General features: G+C 39.8%; 15 protein-coding genes. 2 read left to right on the forward strand and 13 right to left on the reverse strand.

The features are described from left to right. Positions 1 to 6 precede the first annotated feature (6 nt). From IGJ39_RS10895 to IGJ39_RS10915, 5 genes are all read right to left on the reverse strand, one after another. Positions 7 to 1878, reverse strand: a complete 1872-nt coding sequence (locus tag IGJ39_RS10895) for a beta-glucoside-specific PTS transporter subunit IIABC (protein ID WP_065096503.1) — start codon at positions 1876 to 1878, stop codon at positions 7 to 9. A 118-nt stretch (positions 1879 to 1996) separates the two neighbouring features. Beyond that, positions 1997 to 2845, reverse strand: a complete 849-nt coding sequence (gene licT, locus IGJ39_RS10900) for a BglG family transcription antiterminator LicT (RefSeq protein WP_065096502.1) — start codon at positions 2843 to 2845, stop codon at positions 1997 to 1999. 356 nt (positions 2846 to 3201) lie between these two features. Beyond that, positions 3202 to 3915, reverse strand: coding sequence for a class A sortase (locus IGJ39_RS10905; protein ID WP_019722475.1), 714 nt, complete (start codon positions 3913 to 3915; stop codon positions 3202 to 3204). 28 nt (positions 3916 to 3943) lie between these two features. Continuing rightward, entirely contained in the window at positions 3944 to 4276 is a 333-nt protein-coding gene (locus tag IGJ39_RS10910; protein WP_010734693.1) for a nucleotide pyrophosphohydrolase, read from the reverse strand. Between the two features lie 301 nt (positions 4277 to 4577). Next, positions 4578 to 5771: an MFS transporter gene (locus IGJ39_RS10915; RefSeq protein WP_019722476.1), complete on the reverse strand. Its 1194-nt coding sequence runs from the start codon at positions 5769 to 5771 to the stop codon at positions 4578 to 4580. Between the two features lie 240 nt (positions 5772 to 6011). On the opposite strand from IGJ39_RS10915, the gene IGJ39_RS10920 reads away from it, so the two are divergent. Beyond that, complete coding sequence (locus tag IGJ39_RS10920) at positions 6012 to 6701, forward strand: N-acetylmannosamine-6-phosphate 2-epimerase (RefSeq protein WP_019722477.1); 690 nt, start codon at positions 6012 to 6014, stop codon at positions 6699 to 6701. 303 nt (positions 6702 to 7004) lie between these two features. Here IGJ39_RS10920 and IGJ39_RS10925 read toward each other — a convergent pair whose 3' ends face one another. The 6 genes from IGJ39_RS10925 to IGJ39_RS10950 form a co-directional block, all read right to left on the reverse strand. Then, positions 7005 to 7841: a PHP domain-containing protein gene (locus IGJ39_RS10925; protein WP_019722478.1), complete on the reverse strand. Its 837-nt coding sequence runs from the start codon at positions 7839 to 7841 to the stop codon at positions 7005 to 7007. 42 nt (positions 7842 to 7883) lie between these two features. Beyond that, positions 7884 to 8774 (reverse strand): PhnE/PtxC family ABC transporter permease, encoded by an 891-nt coding sequence (locus IGJ39_RS10930; RefSeq protein WP_019722479.1) that lies wholly within the window; start codon positions 8772 to 8774, stop codon positions 7884 to 7886. 1 nt (position 8775) lies between these two features. Beyond that, positions 8776 to 9573, reverse strand: coding sequence for an ABC transporter permease subunit (locus IGJ39_RS10935; RefSeq protein WP_019722480.1), 798 nt, complete (start codon positions 9571 to 9573; stop codon positions 8776 to 8778). A gap of 11 nt (positions 9574 to 9584) precedes the next feature. Further along, the gene (gene phnC / locus IGJ39_RS10940; protein ID WP_019722481.1) at positions 9585 to 10337 is read right to left on the reverse strand and encodes a phosphonate ABC transporter ATP-binding protein; all 753 of its coding nucleotides are present in this window, start codon (positions 10335 to 10337) and stop codon (positions 9585 to 9587) included. A 12-nt stretch (positions 10338 to 10349) separates the two neighbouring features. Next, positions 10350 to 11378 carry a phosphate/phosphite/phosphonate ABC transporter substrate-binding protein gene (locus IGJ39_RS10945; protein ID WP_029593942.1) on the reverse strand — a complete coding sequence of 343 codons (1029 nt, stop codon included), beginning with the start codon at positions 11376 to 11378 and terminating at the stop codon, positions 10350 to 10352. A 349-nt stretch (positions 11379 to 11727) separates the two neighbouring features. Continuing rightward, a complete protein-coding gene (locus IGJ39_RS10950; protein ID WP_195339347.1) occupies positions 11728 to 12612 on the reverse strand; it encodes a diacylglycerol/lipid kinase family protein in 885 nt (294 codons plus the stop codon). A 562-nt stretch (positions 12613 to 13174) separates the two neighbouring features. Here IGJ39_RS10950 and IGJ39_RS10955 point away from each other — a divergent pair. Continuing rightward, the gene (locus IGJ39_RS10955; protein WP_019724496.1) at positions 13175 to 14368 is read left to right on the forward strand and encodes an ATP-binding protein; all 1194 of its coding nucleotides are present in this window, start codon (positions 13175 to 13177) and stop codon (positions 14366 to 14368) included. Positions 14369 to 14550: 182 nt separating this feature from the next. On the opposite strand, the gene IGJ39_RS10960 is transcribed toward IGJ39_RS10955, so the two are convergent. Together IGJ39_RS10960 and IGJ39_RS10965 are read right to left on the reverse strand one after the other, a co-directional pair. Then, positions 14551 to 16047 carry a peptidoglycan DD-metalloendopeptidase family protein gene (locus IGJ39_RS10960; RefSeq protein ID WP_438764685.1) on the reverse strand — a complete coding sequence of 499 codons (1497 nt, stop codon included), beginning with the start codon at positions 16045 to 16047 and terminating at the stop codon, positions 14551 to 14553. A gap of 473 nt (positions 16048 to 16520) precedes the next feature. Beyond that, on the reverse strand, positions 16521 to 22199 hold the full coding sequence (locus IGJ39_RS10965) for an isopeptide-forming domain-containing fimbrial protein (RefSeq protein ID WP_438764687.1): 5679 nt from the start codon (positions 22197 to 22199) through the stop codon (positions 16521 to 16523). Positions 22200 to 22423 lie beyond the last annotated feature (224 nt).

A 22423-nucleotide genomic window follows, 5' to 3' on the forward strand; every position in this document is an offset into this window, starting at 1 on the left:
CTCCTTTTATTTTACAATTGCCAGAAAATCTTCATTAGCAATAATTTCTTGTTGATCAAGTTCTAACACATCTGCAAAGTGATCGGTATTCGTTACGACCACAGGGGTGATCACGCTATAGCCTGCTGCTTTTATTTTCTCAATATCAAAGCGGACAAGCAAGTCCCCTGCTTTTACTTTGTCTCCTTGTTTGACAAATGTTGCAAATCCTTCACCATTCAATTCGACAGTATCCATCCCGATATGCATCAAAATCTCTACACCATCTGTGGTTGTCAAACCTACTGCATGACCTGTTGGGAAAATCGTCGTGATTTCGCCATCTGCCGGAGCAACTAATTCCCCCTTCTCAGGATCGATCGCAATCCCTTTTCCCATTGCCCCAGAAGAGAAGACTTTATCTGGTACTTCTGTCAGTGGTAAGACTTTTCCAGTCAATGGACTTTTCAAATTGTGACGTGCTGTGCTGATCGTATCCCCTGTGGTTGTTTCTGTTGCTTCTAATTTTTCATCTTGAACTTCTTCATCAAAACCAATCAAGTAAGTACCGACAAACCCAAGAACAAAAGCAACTGCTGTACCGATGATCGCCATAGTTACACTTGATTCAAGCGCTGGATCGGTACTAATAAATGTTGGGATGGTCAGTAAACTGATCAAACCACTAGAGAATGCTTTTACGCCAGCAAACCCGATGATTCCTCCACCGATCCCACCGGAAATGCAGGCAACGATAAATGGTTTTTTCAAAGGTAAAGTCACACCGTAAACAGTCGGTTCAGTGATTCCAAAGAACGAAGTGATCATTGAAGAGATCCCTAATGAGCGTAATTTTGAATCTTTCGTACGTAAAGCCACACCTAATGCTGCACCACCTTGTGCCAAAATTGCTGGTAAAAGCATTGGCATCAAAACATCAAAGCCATATTGTTCGATATTCAAGAAGATGATTGGCACAAAGCCCCAGTGCATCCCAAACATCACTAATACTTGCCACATGCTACCCATGATGACCCCAGCAACTAATGGACTAAAGCTATAAATCGAATTGAACAACCCACCTAAGGCATTACCGATAACGGTTCCAATTGGCCCTAATACTAAGAAAGTCAAAGGCACCATGACCAACAAGACGATCATTGGCACAAAAATCATTTGTAAAAATTGTGGAATAACTTTCTTCACAAGTGGCTCAAACTTACTTTGTACCCAAACCGCTAAGATGATTGGAATAACAGAAGAAGTATAGCCTGATTGAGATAAGATCACTGGAAGACCAAAGAAATCAACTGCAACACCTGATCCTGCTAATTGCGTGATTGTTGGATAAACTAATGCCATCGCGATTGCTACGGACAAAAATTGATTGGTCTTGAATTTCTTTGCGGCTGTAAAGGCCAACATCACTGGTAGGAAAGTAAAGACTCCATCTGCTGCTGCAAACAAGATTTGGTAAGTACCACTATCTGCTGCCAACCAACCGAGAACTGTCGCCAGTGATAAGAAACCTTTCAATATCCCAGCAGCTGCCATAGCACCTAAGAACGGGGTGAAAATACTTGAAATAATATCGATCAAGCGATTCAAAGGATTTTTACTTGTATCCTCACTTTCTGAACTTGCCCCTTCGCCCAAGCCTTGTTCATCCACAATTGCTTGATAGACATCAGACACATTACTGCCGATCACGACTTGGTATTGTCCGCCACTTTGAACGACTTGGATGACATCTGGATCATTTTTTAATTTCTGTGTGTCGGCAAGCGATTCATCTTTCAATTTGAAACGTAATCTTGTCGCACAATGTACTAAACTATTGACATTTTTTTCTCCACCTACGGCTTCCCAGACTCTCCGTCCTACTGCTTGATTATCCATATTCTTTCCTTCTTTCTTTTTGATAAAAATAAAAAACCTAGATTGAAAAAACGGTCACGTGATAAGACGTGTCCATATTTTCAATCTAGGTTTTGCCTGCTTGATCCAGTAACAATCCTTATGATTGGGTTTGTTTTTCAGTTACTACACGTTGGATGTGGATCGTCAGGTAGATTTGCTCTCCTGGCCCCATCTCTTTTTGTTGCGTTTGTACAAGATACTCATTGATCCGTTCCACACAGCGAAACGCTTTTGGATATTTTCCTTGGACAAGTTCATAAAGAAATTCATCTTTCTCGTCCGAAGTTTCATCTTTTAAGTATCGTTGTGTGAAAAATTGTAAATGTGTGATGATCCGTTGATAATTCAAGGAATCTTCGTCAAAGGCGATGCCGAAAAATTTACTGATGATACTTAGGATATCTCGCACCATTTTCGTTGCCGCCATCGTTACTTGCATGTCGCCATTTCCTTGTTCACTATTGACGAAATGAAAGGCTATGAAGCCTGCTTCGTCCGCTGGTAAGGTCACCCCAAGCTTTTCTTCAACAAGTTGAAGGGCTTGTTTGGCTGCTCGATATTCTTTAGGATAAAACTTTTTTGTTTCGAATAATAAAGGATTCGGTAATTCGATGTTTTCCTTTGCTCGACTGATCGCATAATGGATATGATCGGTCAGTGTCAAATAGATGTTTGGCGATAATTGGATGTTTAGTTGTTCTTCGGCGAGATCCACGATCTGCTTCACCAGCTCGACCTCTTCTAATGGGACATCTGCCATCAATTGTTGGAACTGATGCGTAGTAAAAGAATCTTTTAGCACAAATTCTTTTTGGATCGATTCTTCAGAGATCGTATCGCCTGATTTTTTTTGAAAAGCAAGACCTTTTCCCATGCAGATGATTTCTTCGCCTAATTCATTTTTTGAAATGACGACATTATTATTCAAGACTTTTTCTATGACCATCTACATCGACCTCCCAACTAAAAAATAAAAAAACCTAGAATCCGCCCGTAATTACTAGCTGAATTCTGGTTTTGCCTGCCGAACAGTAACAATCCATCGATTAACTATGTTTACTATACCACTATTACGTTTGTTATGCAACCCTTTTCATAGTATTTATTTTTTGAAAAAGAGAATAACTTTTAGCATCTTATAACACTGAATCCAATATACATGCGATTAGAATACCGAAAAAAGGATAAAAATGAACGAGTCATTTCTATCCTTTTTTCTCTATTGTAATGTTGCTGATCAGAATATGAAAAGTTTTGTTCTATCATACTACTCATATCAGGACGGCTTTTTCACAACCTCTTCTAAAACGTTCTCGTTGGCATGTCAAAGGCGTTTTTCATTTCTTGGGTGGCTTCTTTCATTGGTGTGATACTTTCGAGTTCTCCTTGGACGACTAGGCGTGTAATGGCATCCATATCACCACAAGTGATCAAAGTAATCAATTCTTTTCCTTCTTCGATGTTCAATAATTCTGTTGCTGAAGGGTCGACTTTTTCTTTGAATGTCGCTTTGTACGTGTAGACGTTTTCCAAATCGACGATATAGATTTTATCCCCTAAGTTTAGATTTTCTAACGGAGTAAAAAGTAATTCCGGATTGTTGGCACGATGACTTGCTAAGGCATAGTTGCCTTTCCCCATTTCTTGATCTGGGTCTAACGTTCCGGCACCGTACAATAAGTTTGCATTATCTAACCCTCTAAAAATCGGCAAATTGATCGAGACGGATGGGACGGCGATACTTCCAATGACTGGTAGATCTGGTCGATTCAATTGGGCTCTTAACACCGCTTCTGAACTCATTGATTCAACTGAATCAAAGTCAAAGTTTGCCTCTTTTTGATTATTTTTGACAATATCATCACGAGTCACATTAGAAATAGCGTACGCATCTCCTGTATTTTTAACAAAAAAATCTTTGATCTGTTCATTAAAGATCAAGGCTAATCCTACTAATAATAGTAGAAACAATAGGAAATTGACCAGCCACTTTTTGACTCTTCCTTTTTTTTTCATGTATCTTCCACCTTCCACGCTTATCTTCCTATGATAATTCTGTATATTTTTCTTTGTTGTTTTTACTTTTTTCTACTGGGTATTTCTGATTGTTTTTTTCTAATTTTTCTTCAATGATCGTATCGATATCTAAATTTAGATTGTCGGCCATCATATAAGAGTATATCAACACATCTGCTAGTTCTTCTTTGATTCGTTCAAGCTGAGTGGTGGTGACTTCTTCTGGTTGCTTCCATTGGAATAACTCTAATAATTCTGAGGCTTCTAAAGAAATCGAAATTGCTAAATCTTTTTCATTATGAAATTGCCGCCAATTGCGATCATCTCTAAATTGATTGATTTTTTCCATGCTTTTTTCCATTGATCTTCTCCTAATTTTAAATCAAGTTACATTAATCATACCATGTTTAGCGAAAAAATAGTTTAGACTTATTTTAATAATCTGTTCTATTTTTCAGAAAAAAGAAATATCTTATCGCCGGTTTTAAATCAAGGAAAAGGTTCATTTACGTCTCATCCACGCTAAGTTCGCCGTTTGGATTGGTTGGTCGGTGCTTTATGTAAAACTGGGGCTGTGACATTCGTCTTCTCCTACTTAGAACAAACGCTTCTGTCACAGCCTCGATTTAATCATATGTTAGAATATCGCTTTGATCCATTTACTATTGTTGTAAACTTGTTTTCAGATCTCTTACTCCTGATAAAGTCATCAAGACGAGTAAACTGATTAAATAAATTCCACTCAGAAATAGAATAACAGCCGTCAAACTATAATGGTCCATTAGAAAGCCGATCACGATCGATGAAAAACCGCCTACTGCTCGTCCTAGGTTCATGATAAAGTTATTCGCCGTGGCACGGATCTCTGTTGGATACAAACTACTGATGATCGCTCCGTAACCACCATACATTCCGTTGATGAAGTAACCTACGACTACTGCTGCTGCAACTAAACTCCATTGACTGTGTGCAAGTACGAGTAAAAAGACAGACAAAGAGGAACAAATCAGAAACAAGCCAAATGCGAGGGTTGGACCAACTTTATCCATGATGATCCCAAACGTCATCATCCCTAATGACATCCCCAAAATCGTGCTGATCATCCATAAAGAGGAACCCGAAACTGATAGACCTAATTGTGCTTGCATGATTGAAGGCAACCAATTCATCAAGCCGAAATAACCAGCAATCTGTACAGTAACCATCAGACTAAGACCTGTCGTTTGCCATGCCATGTGTTTCGTTTGGAACAAATGACTAAGCTTTGTCTTTTTCCCAGTTTCTTTTGTTTCTTCAAATGCCTCTGGTTCTTTTAGCCCTCTTCGAATAAACAAAACCATCAAGACCGGCAAGACACCGATGACATAAAGCATTTTCCAGCCAAACAAAGGAATGATCACTGCTGCTAAGATGGCGGCCAAAGCTGCACCAACTTGTGCGCCGATTGCAGCGACAGAAGATGCACGACCAATTTGTTTCTTTGAAAAGCTTTCAGAAATCAAAGACATACATGCACCGTATTCCCCGCCAGCGCCGATTCCTGCGATAAAACGAAACAGATAAACAAGATAAATATTCGAAGCAAAATACATGAGTAAAGAAGCAATCGAGAACAAAATGACGGTTTGTGAAAACACTTTGACTCGCCCATATTTATCCGCCATCAATCCAAAAAAAATACCTCCAACGAGCATCCCTAAATTAGTGATCGTTGCAATCAACCCTGCTTGCGTTCCACTAATATTAAAAGTTGCGATCATTGAAGATAATGAAAAAGCTAAAAACATAATATCCATATTTTCTAAAGCAATACCCGCCGATGTTGATAATAATACCTTTCGTTGATACTTCGTCATTTTTCTTCCCCTTTTCTTTAAATCACCCTAAATTGTTAAAATCATATCCAAAATCCAAGAAAAAATCAAGAACTTTTTCAGTATATGCGAAAAAATTTTGATCCTTCTTTTGTAAAAGAATGATTTTTCCAATGGAAGGTGCTGTGAATAAAGCCCTTTCTCTTTACACTCATGAAAGCGGATGCTATATTTCTTGGTAGAAATGGCTTACTATTGTTTTCAGATTGGAGTTTTTGACAAATGGACAAACAAGAATTTTTAGAACAGATCAGTCATGGATTGATTGTTTCTTGCCAAGCATTACCTGGCGAAGTTTTTTATTCAGAAGAAGGTGGCTTGATGCCTTATTTTGCACTAGCTGCAAAGAAAGCTGGCGCAGTCGGTATTCGGGCAAATTCAGTCAGAGATATTTTAGAGATCAAAGAAAAAGTTGATTTACCGATGATCGGTATCATCAAACGGGATTATCCACCTGAAAAACCGTTTATCACTGCAACGATGAAAGAAGTGGATGAATTAGTCGCCACTGGCGTAGAAGTGATTGCACTTGATTGTACCCTGCGTAAACGACACGATGGCTTATCGATCAACGCATTCATTGAACAAATCAAAACGAAATATCCTCATCAATTATTCATGGCAGATATTGCGACCTTTGAAGAAGGAATCAATGCTTATAAAGCCGGGATTGATTTTGTCGGGACGACATTAAGCGGCTATACCGAAGAAAGTGAAGAAACAGAAGGGCCTGATGTGCAGTTGATCAAACGCCTTCTTGAAGCAGATGTGTGCGTGATTGCAGAAGGAAAGATCCACACGCCCCAACAAGCCAAGGAAATCCAAGCGTTAGGTGTAGCTGGTATCGTGGTTGGCGGCGCCATTACCCGCCCACAAGAGATCACGCAACGATTTGTTGCTGCGTTAGATTGACAACACTTGAAAACAAAAAACCACTGTCTTGAAGTAACGGTTCACACTGATCAGGGAATGGGACATTCGTTCACCTCCCCCACCTATAACCGAATAAACGGCGGGAATAGAAGTACCCTCTTATTATTAAAGTGCCCCTTCTTGAACTCCGTTTATTCCATTCTAGACAATAATGGCGTACTAGATACTTTTTACCTACACAAAAAACGGTCTTCCAAAACATGCAAGGATGATCGCACAAATGGAAAGACCGTTTTTTCAGCCGGGGGGCTAAATAAAATATAGGATAAAAAAGAAAAAAATTTAGTTGGCTTTCATATGTGCATCGAGTAATAACTCGTCAGGAAATTCACGAACATTAGCCATGGCACACTCACCAAAATAATCTGGTCCGTTCTTCCCTTTAAAATCAGATCCTCCAAAACAGTGGATATTGAAACGATCAACTAATTCCTGTACTTTTCGTTGATCTTTCAAACTATGTTCTGGATGATATTTTTCGATACCATCAATACCAAACGAAGCCAGCTCAGGGATCAACTCGAAACTGTCGAGCTTTCCTGGGTGGGCAACGACGGCCATCCCGCCGCCGAGCTTGATTGCTTGGATCACTTCGTAGACATCGATCATTTCTGCCTCTTCTTGACCAAAATCATTATATTTGAATAATTTACGGTAAAGATGTCCATCAATCGATGTATCGTAGCCTGCTTTGATCAACGCAGACATGATGTGTTGTTTGTAAAGAGCGGTCGCCTGTTTCGCAAACTGTCTTACTTGCTCTTCTTTGATACGAAATCCTTCAGTTTGGATACGTCTCAACTGACGTAAGGTATTTCTTGTTCGCGCCGCACGCAACGGTTCACACAACTGTTCGATATACTGATAATTCAGTAAATTATACCCCAAGATATGTACCTGTTGCCGGCGTTTGAAATCATAAGCGGTCACTTCGATGCCTTCAATAAAATTGATTGGGGAAGGAGCGAAGACCTGTCTTATGTGAGCTAATCCCGCCGAGGTATCTTGATCTACGACGGACAGGATATTCATGTGATGCTTCAATGCTAATTTGAGTAGTTCTTCTGGTGAACTGCTACCATCTGAAAAGTAACTATGGACATGCAAATCTGCTTTCACTCGACGTTCTCCTCTCCTTTTTTCCAGTCAATTTCATCTCAATCAAGCGTGAATGATATATTTTTTTCGTAGTCTGATCGCCACGACTTCTAAGATCGCAACTACTGCTAAAATCATATACACTAATACGCCGATCTCATGAAAATCAAAATAAAAACTACTTGTCATCGCAAGTTGGAACCCTAAACCACCCGCTCCTGCGGCGGCACCTACGGCAATCGCATTGGTAAAGTTGATCTCAAAACGGATAAACAACCAAGAAAGCAAAGCGGTCATACAAGAAGGTAAAATTGCTTGGAACACCACCTGCCACCAACTTGCCCCACACGCACGCAATGCTTCGATCACACCAGAGTCGATTTCTTCAATACTCTCAGAAAAGACTTTCGTTAGATAAGCAATCGTATGGAAAGACATCCCAATGATTGCCGCATTGGCGCCTAAACCGATCAAAATCGAGAAAATCATGACCCATAAGATCGTCGGCACCGCCCGAATGAAGGACATCACTGTTCGGATCGCGTTTGATAGGCCTGAATGGCTGATATTTCTTGCTGTGAACAAGGCCATAAAGAAGGCTGTCACACCTCCAAGCAATGTGGTGATCACCGCTAAACCTACCGTCATACCTAGAGCTTGAAGCAATGTCTCAAAAGAAAAACGTCCAGAGAGTCTTGGCTGGAGAAAAATCCGTTGCAAGTCTGTAAAAAATTGTCTCGTCGCATCCAGCAATACGACATCTCCGTAATCCATCGTGAACAAGGTGTAAATCGATACACTGGTCAGTAAAATAAACAAGACCCAAGGGACGATCCGATAGGTTTTCCACACGCGAATACGGATTTTCTTTTTAGCATTTCTTCTGATTTTTGTCGGTTGGGCTAAGACGGTTTCTGTCACCGCTAATTCAAGTTCACTTTGTCGTTGGACCATATCAATGAATCATCCTCCTAATTTTATTGGACGAAAGTTCCAGTGCGATCACGATGATGACGATCGTCAAGATGACCATTCCTGCCATATCGTAACGAAATTTCTTATAATAGAGGTCAAACAGAAAACCGATCCCCGTTCCGGTCAATATGCCGACTAATGTTGCATCACGGATGTTGTTTTCGATCATGAACAAGATCCAACTGATCAGCTGACCAAAGACCATCGGTAAGACGCCTTGAAAAATGATCGCAAAGTAAGAAGCACCAGTCGCCGTCATCGCTTCTGTGATACTTCCTGCCACTTCATCGATCGTTTCCATAAACGAGCGCGTCAAGTAACCGTACGTTGTAAAAGTGATGGCTAAATAGCCAGTAAATTCATTTTGTTTGAAACTCAACAGTAGGACCATTGCCCAAACCACGATCGGGATATTTCTAAAAAAACTAGCAAAGACCCGCGCCACTGTTTTTGTTCCCTTGTTCAGACCAGTTGTCTCTGAACCAATGATTGCCGTGATCAATGAAAATACTGTGGCAGTCATCGTTGCTGTGATCGACAACAAAACCGTCTCAAGTAATTTAGATAAGATCAATGGCAAGGATTGGATCGAATTTTCCGTTGGGATAAAATTGGTGAACAACCAAACAAAACTCTGGGGAATCGCCGCAACAGCTGCACCAAATTGAAAGCCAACAAATTGTGAAAAGGCAACGTACACGACAACAAAGCTAAAGAGTGTCACAAATAAAAACTGCTTCTTTTTACGAAAGAGATCTTGATTCAGTGTTTTATCCATCCAAGCCCTCCCTATACTAACAATTCATCAGACTGATAAATCTGATTGATTTGATTTGTTGTCAGTTCATCTGGGTTCCCAGAGAACACGACATTGCCACTGTTTACGCCGATGATCCGATCGGAATAATCGATCGCAACCTCTACTTGGTGAAGATTCACTAGACAAGCAATATCTAATTCTTTCGTCACTTGCCGTAAGTAATCCATAACGACTTTCGAAGATTTGGGGTCTAAGGATGCAATCGGTTCGTCACATAAGATCAACGCAGGACGTTGCATCAACGCTCGAGCAATCCCGACACGTTGTTTTTGTCCACCACTCAATTCATCACAACGTGTATAAGCAAACTCTGATAATCCGACTTTTTCTAACAAATCGAAGGCTTCCTGTTTTTCCTCTTCATTGTAGACACCAATCGAGCCTTTCACGGCAGACTTGTATCCAAGTCTACCGTGAAGGACATTCTCAACAGCTGTGAGGCGACTGACTAAATTATAATGCTGGAAAATCATACCGATTCTTCTTCTTTTTAAGCGCAAAGACTTCTTCTTTAGACGTTGCATGTCCTCATCTTCAAAGAAGACAGCCCCTTCATTGGCAGAAATCAACTGATTGATACAACGTAGAATCGTGGATTTTCCTGCGCCAGATGGTCCGATGATCGAAACAAATTCTCCTTTTTCTAGTTGAAAGGAAATGTCCTTTAACGCTTGTTTCCCGTTACTATAGGTTTTTGAAATCGAGTCTACTTGTAATAGCATGGCTCGTCCTTTCTACTTCGAGCGAAGTGGGTCATAGAAACTATCAGTGACTTCTACAAATTGTTCATCGGCTTCTTTCTGATATAGACCCACAGATTCTGAGTCTTTTGGTGAAAAGATCGCTTCATTATTCGTCACTTCTTCACTCATCATGGCTTGAGTGATTTTATCGACTGTTTCTTCATCCAGATTATCTCTGTTGACAACAAATGGTCCATTTAACACTGGAATCGAATGGATCACACGCACTTTTTCGCCTCTGACTGTATCAAATGGTGCCTCTGCATCGGCTTTTACTTGGTAAACGACACCAGCTTTGTTTTCTTCCCCCTCCACGACATCAAAATATTGAGCCATGTTCATAAATGCTGCTGCATCCGCATCTCCCTTAAGCAAGTTGACGGCAGAGCCTTGATGAGAACCTCCGAAAAGTACTTTGTTGAAGAAATCGCCATCGATGATCAATTCATCCGAACTACCAAGTCCAAACTGATCAACGATTGCTTGACTTGGTACTCTAAACCCAGAAGTCGAAGAATTAGAGACAAAGGAAAACGTTTTGCCTTCGATCGGTGCCAACGTATAGCCATCACCCTCTTGATATTCTGCTGTATCTTCTTCATTGACGACAATAAAACTGTAATAAACAGCATCTTCCAGAGTGCCACTTGCACCCGAATTTGTTAAAATCGCTTGAACATTTTCGTTTTTTCTATTTGCTTCAATATAACCATCAGGCCCCATATACGCCAAATCTACTTGTCCGTTGGCAATGGATTCGATCACGATATTATAGTCCGTACTTATGACGATTTCGACATCTCTGCCTGTTGCTTCTGATACGATCGATTGGATTTCATTTCTTGATTGTTCAAATTCACTTGCTGATTCATTGGGATAAAAAGCAATCTTGATTGGCTCAGAAGAATGTTGACTTTCGCCATCCGCTTGAGCATTAGAATTACACCCAGCTAATAAAAATAAGCCGGTCATGAAAAACATCGCACTAATAAGTTTCAATCGTCTTTTATTCCAAAACATGTGTGGTAAGCTCCCTTGTTTTTTATTTGGTACATCTTTCATTTTATGGACTCAATGTAAATTTCTAATGGACTTCGCGATAGGAGTAGATGAAGATTGTAAATCATTTGTAAAACAAGGATTCTTTTCTTTGATCAACCAACACCTTGGTACATCCGCGTCTTTTTTTGAAATAAATGAAAACCATAAAAAATCCTCTTAACAAATTCATCCAATGTTTACAAAAAAACGCAAAAAATAAAGGGTGACTCGGTTGATTTGTTTCCTCACCGAGTCACCCTTTTCTATTTTTATCTTTCATATTCGTGATTTTAGGCAGTTGGTCTAGTTGATTTTACTTAAGTTGATTCTAACAATAAACGGATAGATGAGACGGTAATACTTCGATCGTTACTGGAAGTTTTGTTCCTTCATCTCCATCGATATTTGTTGCCAGTTCTTCTTCGTCCACTAAAGAAATCACTAGTTTTTCTGCGGTCTGATACGCAAGATTCTCTGTTGTCGCATCGACCCCTTTGATCAAATCAGGCACTGCTTTTAAGGTATCAAAAAATGAGCGGTCTTTTAAATATACAAAATGAAGCTTGCCATCATTGATTTCTGCCTCTGGTAAGAGTGTCTCAAAACCACCAACCGAGTTCGTCAAACCGATCAACAGTGTACTACTTTCGATTTCTTCCTCTACGCCATCAGCTTCCACCCGGAACGTATAGGATTGGGTATTCGTCAGTTGTTTGAAGCCAGAAATAAAATAAGCCATCTTTCCTAGTTTGGTTTTCTTTTCAGGATCAACGTCATTGATCGCTTCTGGAATCGTTCCAATGGCAACGACGTTCATAAAGTATTGATCATTGATTTTCCCGATATCTAACGGTTTCGTGTGTTCGATCGAGAATTGTTGGATGGCTTCCTCTGGATCAATCGGTATATTCAACGCTCGTGCTAGATCATTGACCGTTCCTAAAGGGAAGAAGCCAAAATTTGGTCGTTCCTCTTGCTCTGCGAGACCGCTGATTGCCTCATTGACTGTTCCATCACCGCCCATCGCAAAGACACTATCGACTTTTTCCAACGCCCCTTCACGAGCAAAATTTGTTGCATCGCCACTTTTTTCAGTGTGCAAGACTTGGACTTCCTCAAAAATGGTACGCAATTTATTTTCTGCCATTTCTTCATATTCTTTTGCTTTTTCTCCTCCAGAACTAGGGTTAACGATCAACAACGCTTTTTTCATACGATTTCTTCCTTTCTAGTTTGTTCTTTCTCTTACGATAACATAAAACAAGAAAATTCTAAGGAATGATGCTATGGGGATAGCACGAACAAAAACTATTCCAGAAATGTAACAAAATTTTTAAAACTGCATGGAATTATTTACTATTATAGGAATATCTCCTACTTTAAGTATGTCACATGAATTCTCCACTATTTTCTCTCTATTAAAATGATTCTCCTCATTTACCTCTCCTCCATAAAAAAAGCCTAAAAAAGCAGAAAAAGCTCTACTTTTTTAGGCGTCATTGCCGTATTTGTCTGCACACATCGTTGTGTGCTTCTTTTCACCAGTGTAATCGCTTCTCTCAAGTTTGTCAAAATAAATCTTGCTCTATAATAACGAAAAACAATGAAAAATCTATTGTATCATGTACATAAATTTGAAGTTAACTTCTAACTTACGATAAAAAAACATTTTTTTGAAGTTAACTTCAAATTTATTGAAAATAATGATTTTTTTGAAGTTAACTTCAAATATGGTATACTTACACCAACAATAGGATATTGGAGGAGGGATAACTTTGTTTCAACGACCTGATTATTTAAATCAATTGATTGATTTACAGAACACTGATTTCATCAAAATCATTACTGGCGTTAGACGGTCTGGTAAATCTGTGTTACTTATGCTCTACCAACGCTATTTATTGGAACAGGATGTGGAACCAAATCATATTATTTATATCAATTTTGAATCATTCAATTATCAAGTAGTCACAGATGCAGAGAAGTTTAGGGACGTGTTAGCACCATTGATTCCTCAAGATGAAGAAAAAGTATATTTTTTATTCGATGAGATCCAGCTTGTCGATGGATGGCAACGTGTCGTTAATGGCATAAAAACTAGCTTTAATTGTGAGTTAGTCATCACTGGTTCAAATGCGAATATGTTATCTGGAGAACTTGCTACATTACTTAGTGGCCGTTACATCGAGATTCCTATATATCCCTTATCCTTCGATGAGTTTTTAACTGTTAAGGACATTGCAAAAGACTCTCGGTTTGTTGATCAAGCTTATCAAGAATATGAAAAATACGGAGGTTTCCCCAGTGTAGTCTTGGCAGATGAAAGAATCAAAGATACGATTTTATCAGGGATCTTTGATACGATCGTCCTGAACGATGTTGCCTTGCGTGCCGGTGTAAAAGATGCAACAGTGTTAAAAGCACTGATTCGTTTTTTATCAGACAATGTTGGACAACTCGTCAATGCGTCAAGAATTGCGAACACATTAAAAAGTGAAGGAATCACAACAAGCACGCATACCATCAATCGCTACTTAGATCTATTAGAACATGGTTATCTCTTTTATCGCGCGCAACAGTATGATATTAGAGGCCGAGAATATTTAAGAACGAATGGAAAATATTTCATTATCGATTCTGGACTTCGCAGAAACGCGGTAGGAAGAAAAGACGGTAATTATAGTAATCGTCTAGAAAATATTGTTTACGTCGAGTTGCTAAGACGAGGTTATTTAGTAGATGTTGGCCGTCTGGACAATCAGGAAATCGATTTTGTTGCAAAAAAACTAGATGAAACACTCTATATCCAAGTGACTTATGAGCTTCCCAACAATAATCGTGAAACTGACAATTTACTTCATATCAAAGATAATCATAAAAAGATAGTGATTACCGGTAAATATTATGAAATAAATCAAGTAGATGGTATTCCCATTAAATACATCGTGGATTGGTTACTTGATAAATAAATGCTTTTCAAGTAAGTGATAACTGGTTCAATCCGATTCTCACCTACTCTTATCCTGTAACTGTATATTTGAAACTAAAAAGAAAAACATATTAAAATCTGTACACTAGAACATCCGATTGGATGCTTCTAGGTACAGATTTTAATATGTTTATTCAGCTATTCTTTGTCTCGATAGGAAGCTTACTCTGCAAACAAAACAGTTGCTGGATCAATCAATTGCGCTTGAGATAAGCTGTTGTCACGACTGATCTCAAAATGCAGATGACTGCCTGTACTATTTCCGGTAGAACCGACAAACCCAATGATTTGTCCTTGTTCAACTTCATCGCCAACTTTCACGATGTATTCTTGTTGGTGAGCATAAAGTGCTGTCGTACCATCTTCATGTTCAATTGCTACATAGTTCCCCCATGAAGGATGGAATTCTGCTTTGATCACAGTACCTGCTTTACTAGCATAGATTGGCTCCCCTTGAGGTGCTGCAAAATCTAATCCACGGTGGAATTCACCGCCACGAGGACCAAATGGGCTAGAAATCGTATAATTTCTTAATGGCACGATATATCCTTCTTTGTTCACTTCAGGTCCGGCAACTTCTTTGTCATATTGTTCTAAATCATAAGTTTCGATCAGACCATTCAGTTTTTCGTTATATCTTGTATCCGTTGCGTAACGACCTGTTAAAAATTCAGTTGCTTCTTTATAAGTTTCTGCGTTAGATTTCCATGCACCTGAATAGAACTCGCTATTTCCAGTCAAGCCTTCAGTCATTAATTTAGCATAGTCTTCAAGACTTTCTTCATAGTTGGCATATTTTCTGAATGTAGCTTGGATCGTATATAATGTACCATCACTAGCATCTTCTTGTGTGGCAAATGTCACGCCATTGCCCTCGTGTGTACCTTTGATCCCAAAAAGATTGTAGTTAGGTGATTGTGCCAACTGGCTTTGTCCACTAGCTGATTCTAAAATCGCTTGGGCGATCATCACTGATGCGTATAAGTCATTTTCTTGCCCGATTTTTCGAGAAGATTCACCGATTTTGCGAATGAAACTTTCAACTGATTCATCTTTTTCAAAATGGATCGATCCTTCATCCGTTTCTTGACTTGATGGTACAAGATCTTGGATCGGTGTTGTTGCAGAAGGTTGACGTACCTCTTGAGCAACTGGTGCCGCAGGTGCAGGCGTTGGTGCCACAGGTGCAGCAGGTGTTGTCACTGGAGGTGTTGGCTGACTTGGCTGTGGTGTAGGTTGTGTTTCTCCAGTAGAACCGCCAGTTGATGGTGGCGTTGGTTTTTGTGGCTGACTCGGCTCTGTCGGCTTCGTCGGTTCTGTTGGTTCTGTTGGTTTTGTTGGTTTTGTCGGCTCCGTTGGTTTTGTTTCCTCCGGTGTACTAGGTTCTGTCGGTTCTGAAGTATCAGGTGTGGTTGGTTCACTTGAATCACCAGTAGACGGTGGCGTTGATTCTTCTGTACCATCTGTTGTTGTATCTGTTGTGTTATCTTCACCTGTTGTATCAGACGAATCCGTCGTTGTTTCTGTTCGCGCTTCCGCTGTTACTGGTTGATCCGCAGAAAAAACTTGTTCATCTGCTAATACTTGTAAAGGCGTAGTTAGTAACATTTGTGAAAGAAATACAAATGAAACTAATTTATACGTAGACTTTTTTTTCAATTTTCTTACATCCTTTTCTTTAGTTATTTTTAAGATACATGTTAGTTATGAATTTTTTGTTAAAAAAATAATAATTTTTATAAAGTAATAACAATTATTTATCTCATATTTATGCTTCGATCCACTACTAATAACAAACGTTAAGTGAAAATATCTAGTGAACACTGAGATAATACGACAAACTTTTACTTTATTATAGTCCATTTTAACAGGAATAAGAAGGATTAAGCAGTCCATATTTTTTCATATTTTAGTGCAAATTTTGAACTTGACATTACTATTTCACCCTTTTTTAACAGAGTAGCATCGAACAATCTATAAAAAATAGTCCTCCAAATATTGCTATTCACTTATTTGGAGGACGGTTTCTGCTAAATTTGCTATCGAAAAAAGATAGAGTAACCAATCATCTGAATTAAGGTTGCTACAAATTAAAGACAGTTCAGTTATTCAGTTTTTTACGTTCTGACGAATCATTGTTTTCTTTTCTTGACTGCCACGACCATTACGATTACTACGAGGATACCACCTAGAGCAATCAGCGTATAAGAGATTTCTTCGCCTGTTTTAGGAAGAAATGACTTTCTTGCTTCCTTTTCCTTTGGAGCAGGTTTTCTAGGCTCTGGTCGGTTAGGCACTTCTTTTCCTGGTACAACTGGTACGTCTGGCTTATTCGGTTGATCTGGGTCTTCAGGAACCACTGGTACTTCCGGTTTATCGGGTGGTGTCACATGGTCATCCACTGTAGCAATATTCAAGATTTCTTTTCCTGATACAGCTTCTTCATTCACTTTCACTTTAAAAATGATCGAGCGGACTTTTGTATCATTGATTTTGCCATATTCGGCAGTGATCGTACCATCTTTGTAAGTTAAATTTGTCGGCTGTGGTTCGTCGCCTTCACTTGTCAAGCTACCTTCAATATACGTCAGACCTTTCGGTAACTTGTCGGTGACAGTCACTTGATTCAACACACCGTTTTCTACCGTATTGTGGAAACTGATACGGTACTCGATTGTTTCACCGATTTTTACTGTTTTCTGATTAACAGTTTTCTCACTTACCAGTTTACCATCTGGAACTTTTGGTTGATCTGGGTCTTCAGGAACCACTGGTACTTCTGGTTCGTCTGGCGGTGTCACATGATCATCCACTGTAGCAATGTTCATGATTTCTTTTCCTGATACGGCGTCTTTGTTCACTTTCACTTTAAAGATGATTGAGCGAGATTTTGTATCATTGATCTTGCCATATTCGGCAGTGATCGTACCATCTTTGTAGGTTAAACTTGTTGGTTCCGGTTGGTCTCCCTCGCTTGTCAGACTACCTTCGACATAGGTTAAGCCTTTAGGCAAGTTATCCGTCACTGTCACTTGGTTCAAGACACCATTCGTCACTTTATTGCGGAAAGTAATTCGGTATTCGAGTTCCTCACCGACTTTTGTTTTTTGCTTATTGACCGTTTTTGTACTTTCTAATTTTCCCGGTGTTTCTTCTGGGATCACGGGTACTTCTGGTTCATCTGGCGGATTGATATGATCATCGATGGTGGCTTTATTGACGATCGTTTCGCCGACTGTTGCTTCTTCGTTGACTTTCACTTTAAAGATAATTGAACGCACTTTTGTATCATTGATCTTGCCATATTCGGCAGTGATCGTACCATCTTTGTAGGTTAGACTTGTTGGTTCCGGTTGGTCTCCCTCGCTTGTCAGACTACCTTCGACATAGGTTAAGCCTTTAGGCAAGTTATCCGTCACTGTCACTTGGTTCAAGACACCATTCGTCACTTTATTGCGGAAAGTAATTCGGTATTCGAGTTCCTCACCGACTTTTGTTTTTTGCTTATTGACCGTTTTTGTACTTTCTAATGTTCCTGGTGTTTCTTCTGGGATCACGGGTACTTCTGGTTCGTCTGGCGGATTGATATGGTCATCGATGTTCGCTTTATTGACGATCGTTTCGCCGACTTTTGCTTCTTCGTTGACTTTGACTTTAAAGACAATCGAGCGTAATTTTGTGTCGCTGATCTTACCATATTCAGCGGTGATCGTACCATCTTTGTAGTCTAAACTTGTCGGTTGTGGGTCGTCGCCTTCGCTTTTCAGACTACCTTCCACATACGTCAAGCCTTTAGGCAAGTTATCCGTTACTGTCACTTGGTTCAAGACACCATTCGTCACTTTATTACGGAACGTGATACGGTATTCAATTTCTTCCCCAAGTTTTGGTGATTGATGATTCACTGTTTTCGTTGTTTCCAGTTCGCCCGGTGTTTCTTCTGGAGTTACTGGAATTTCTGGTTCATCTGGCGGATTGATATGATCATCGATGGTTGCTTTATTGACAATCGTTTCTCCGACTTTTGCTTCTTCGTTGACTTTGACTTTAAAGATGATCGAACGGACTTTTGTATCATTGATCTTGCCATATTCAGCGGTGATCGTACCGTCGTTGTAGTCTAAACTTGTCGGTTGGGGATCGTCACCTTCACTAGTTAAACTATCTTCTACATACGTCAAGCCCTTAGGCAAGTTGTCGGTGACCGTTACTTTTTTCAAGACACCATTTTGGATCTTGTTACGGAACGTGATCCGGTATTCGATTTCATCACCGATTCTTGGTGATTGATGATTCACTGTTTTTGTACTTTCTAATACTCCTGGTGTTTCTTCTGGTGTCACTGGTGTTTCCGGTTCATCTGGCGGATTCGTCCCATCATCGATGGTCGCTTTATTGACAATCGTTTCGCCGACCTTCGCTTCTTCATTGACTTTCACTTTAAACACGATCGTGCGAGTTTTCGTATCACTGATCTTGCCATATTCAGCGGTGATCGTATCGTCTTTGTAACTTAGATTGGTCGGTTGGGGATCATCCCCTTCGCTGCTCAAACTACCTTCCACATAGGTCAAACCTTTTGGCAAGGTATCTTTGATCGTTACTTGTTTCAAGACACCATTTGTGATCTTATTGCGGAAAGTGATACGATATTCGATCTCGTCTCCTAGTTTCGGTGATTGATCATTCACCGATTTATTGCTTTCCAATACTCCTGGTGTTTCTTCAGGTGTCACTGGCGTTTCCGGTTCATCTGGCGGATTCGTGCCATCATCAATGGTCGCTTTATTGACGATCGTTTCGCCAACTTTCGCTTCTTCATTGACTTTCACTTTAAAGACGATCGTGCGAGTTTTCGTATCGCTGATCTTGCCATATTCGGCCGTGATCGTGCCATCTTGAGCAATCAAAGTTGTCGGTTGTGGATCGTCCCCTTCGCTGCTCAGACTACCTTCCACATAGGTCAAACCTTTTGGCAAATTATCTGTTACTGTCACTTTGTTTAAAACGCCATTAGTGACTTTATTGCGGAAAGTGATACGATATTCAATTTCCTCACCAAGTTTTGGTGATTGGTGATTCACTGTTTTTGTACTTTCTAATTCTCCAGGTGTTTCAACAGGCGTCACAGGGACTTCGGGTTCAATCGGTGGGTTCACGCCATCGTCGACGATGGCTTGATTGATGATGGCTTGTCCTGCAACAGCGTCTTCATTGACACGGACTTTAAAAGAAATAGATCGTGTGGCTGTATCAGTGATTTTTGGATATACAGCAGTTACTTTTCCATTCACTACAGTCATTGACGTTGGTTTAGGATCATTGCCACTACTTGCGATACTATTTTCGACATACGTCAAGCCTTTAGGCAAGCTATCCGTGATCGTCACTTGATTCAGTACACCATTTTCTACCGTATTGTTAAAGTTGATCGTATAGTCGATTTCCTCACCGATTTTAGGCGATTGGTTATTGACCGTTTTCGTGCTTTCAATCTTTCCTGCTAACTCTTCTTTTTCTACTTTTACTTCAACCACATTCGATTGATTTTCAAGTGCTGTGTTAGTTGCTACATCTGTCCCTTGAACAGTTGCACGATTGGGGATCAATTGCTCGGCTATGGCTGTACCATTGATTTTCGCTTGGAATTCATACACTGTTTCAGCCGTCGTTCCTTTATAACTGCCTCCTGTTGTAGCATTTGCACCTTCACCGACACGAACCGTCATCGTCCGGTTAGCTGCTGTGTATTCTGCTTGATCATCGCCAGAAGCATCAGTTTTTTTCCCAGCATTGGGGCCACTCACGACTGATAAAGAGCCAGGAACATAATCCAAACGGCTATCTAAAACATCCTTAGACAACGTATTCACGGCTTCTGAATTTTCTTTTGTATTTTTCACATGCACCCGATAGGTGACTGTCTCTCCGATCTTGTACGTCTCTTTAGGATTCACGATTTCTTTATTGATCTCTAGCTCAGGAATCTCAGCATTCACAGAGAAACCGACAGCATTCGTGGAGAAGTCATCCCCCACACTAGTCGTTCGGAAACTGATTTGATTTTGGCCATTTTTGATCAGTCCTTCGGGTATAGAAAGACGATCGATATCGATATCTAAAAAGTTCGGATGTCCTGGATTGAATTGACCGGGATACTTGTCAACCATATGCTTATCATTATCCGACACTGTGGCATTCATGACATTTCCTACTGGATTGATTGTGTTGATGATATTGATATAGTCACCTGCGCTGTTTTTGATTTGCGCATTGTCACCAGTAAAAAATTTATCCCCTTGTACAGTGAACCAGGTGACAATAGGGTCTAGTTTTCCTTGTTTGGCTGTAATAAAGTCTTTCATGACAAACTCATTATTGGTATTCGCTTTATTTCCTCTAGCACCGTAGTATACATTGAATGCTCGAGAATGTTTTGCTTGATCTTTTGTTACGACGAATAGACTCCAACCACTGAAATTGTAGTATTGAGATTTCTGGTTTAGGGCTTTTGTCATAGGGATATCAGCTAAGGTATAGCCACCAGTTCCACTGCCATCGCCTTGAATAATCGATGTGACATCTGCATAATTCGAAAAGCCTGTATTGTTATAGCCAAAGTATTGTCCAGGATCAGTTTTATCTTGGTCAATTCGATGATAATACTGTGGGGCAACTCTTTGTGATGTGCCATTTGGCGTAGTAAATTTGACTGGGGCACTGATTTCTTCATCCGAAAGATTGGTGCCAAATGCAGGGCCTTTATAACGAGAAGAACTCCAAAATAACCCCGCCCAAGCAATCTCTTTCGCACCATCTAGATCAATATATGCGCGACTAGAATTATAAGTTGTCGGGTCGCCATCTACATCAGCAAATTCTAAAACAAAGTTATTGATCGCATAGCCACTGCTAGGCGCTTTAGTATTCAAAAAAATATTAGCCCGATACTCTTTTTCATCAAGTATTTTTAGATTAGTATTTCCTGTAGAAAAAAGCTCGCCTTTGTGCACGCTATTATAGATTGGTTTATCAAAGCCTCGTCCTGGTGTTGGCGCAATTCTAGGGCCTTGAGGCATAGCTGCCTGAGGTAATCCAGGATCGAGGTCCTCTGCTTCTTCACTTGTTGACTGTGATTCTTCTGTTTGTGTTTCTTCTGTTTGCACAGTCGATTCTCTTTCTGCCGTTGTTTCTTTGGTTGGCTCTTTGATTGGTTGACTGGGTATCGATGATTCTTGTTGTGCGGTAGATTCTTGTATAGGTGATGAGGTAGTGCTAGTTGGTGCAAGTTCTTTTTTGGGAAAGTTGAGCTTGAGCTCACCTAATTTGTTTTCTGATTCTTTGATCACAACTGCTAATTGATCCACGGATCGATTCGTTTGTTCCCCGGTGATGGAAAGTTTTCTTGTTTCATTTGGTTGAAGGGTAGCAATTCGTAATTGGGTTCCTTCTGCTTTTTCCATCTTTTCAAACGAAACGATTGGATCGGTTGATTCGACTAACTTCTGATTATTTTTTAGTGTTTGCTCATCAAATTTAACAGGTGTATCGTTTTCATTTTTTTGATGGATGATCAACTGATTGATGGGTGCCTCACTTTTGTTCGTCACTTCATACGTCACATCCACTAATTGCTGGTTCTCCGTATTCGCTTCAGCATCTGCTTTGATCGATAAACTTTGAGAGTCGAATACATTCTCATTCGGTGGTGCCACCCCTTCTGCAAACACACTCGTAACAGGCAACAGATTCGCTACCAACAACATAACAACAGCTAAATAATTGAATGGAACTCTATACACTTTTTTCATTTTTAAAATAACCTCCTTCACCTCACTATATAATCGTTGTTTCAATAACACAAAGAAAACGGGTTGGCAGATGAGTGTTTTCTCATATATAAAATTACACGACTTATATATACGCCTATAATACGAGTATTTTAGTGAAAAAAAGAAAAAAATCAATAACTAAGATGCTATTTTATTGTCTAAAAAAGGAAATTTCTTCCTATATATATGTATAAAAAAATTAG

This window comes from Enterococcus sp. AZ140, assembly GCF_051714405.1.
GTDB classification, from domain to species: Bacteria; Bacillota; Bacilli; order Lactobacillales; family Enterococcaceae; genus Enterococcus_B; species Enterococcus_B pernyi.

What these genes read in the sequence shown, in the direction of transcription:
- IGJ39_RS10895 (WP_065096503.1), bottom strand. Translation starts at nt 1,878, where the DNA reads ATGGATAATCAAGCAGTAGGACGGAGAGTCTGGGAAGCCGTAGGTGGA.
- licT (WP_065096502.1), bottom strand. Translation starts at nt 2,845, where the DNA reads ATGGTCATAGAAAAAGTCTTGAATAATAATGTCGTCATTTCAAAAAAT.
- IGJ39_RS10905 (WP_019722475.1), bottom strand. Translation starts at nt 3,915, where the DNA reads ATGAAAAAAAAAGGAAGAGTCAAAAAGTGGCTGGTCAATTTCCTATTG.
- IGJ39_RS10910 (WP_010734693.1), bottom strand. Translation starts at nt 4,276, where the DNA reads ATGGAAAAAAGCATGGAAAAAATCAATCAATTTAGAGATGATCGCAAT.
- IGJ39_RS10915 (WP_019722476.1), bottom strand. Translation starts at nt 5,771, where the DNA reads ATGACGAAGTATCAACGAAAGGTATTATTATCAACATCGGCGGGTATT.
- IGJ39_RS10920 (WP_019722477.1), top strand. Translation starts at nt 6,012, where the DNA reads ATGGACAAACAAGAATTTTTAGAACAGATCAGTCATGGATTGATTGTT.
- IGJ39_RS10930 (WP_019722479.1), bottom strand. Translation starts at nt 8,774, where the DNA reads ATGGTCCAACGACAAAGTGAACTTGAATTAGCGGTGACAGAAACCGTC.
- IGJ39_RS10935 (WP_019722480.1), bottom strand. Translation starts at nt 9,573, where the DNA reads ATGGATAAAACACTGAATCAAGATCTCTTTCGTAAAAAGAAGCAGTTT.
- phnC (WP_019722481.1), bottom strand. Translation starts at nt 10,337, where the DNA reads ATGCTATTACAAGTAGACTCGATTTCAAAAACCTATAGTAACGGGAAA.
- IGJ39_RS10945 (WP_029593942.1), bottom strand. Translation starts at nt 11,378, where the DNA reads ATGTTTTGGAATAAAAGACGATTGAAACTTATTAGTGCGATGTTTTTC.
- IGJ39_RS10950 (WP_195339347.1), bottom strand. Translation starts at nt 12,612, where the DNA reads ATGAAAAAAGCGTTGTTGATCGTTAACCCTAGTTCTGGAGGAGAAAAA.
- IGJ39_RS10965 (WP_438764687.1), bottom strand. Translation starts at nt 22,199, where the DNA reads ATGAAAAAAGTGTATAGAGTTCCATTCAATTATTTAGCTGTTGTTATG.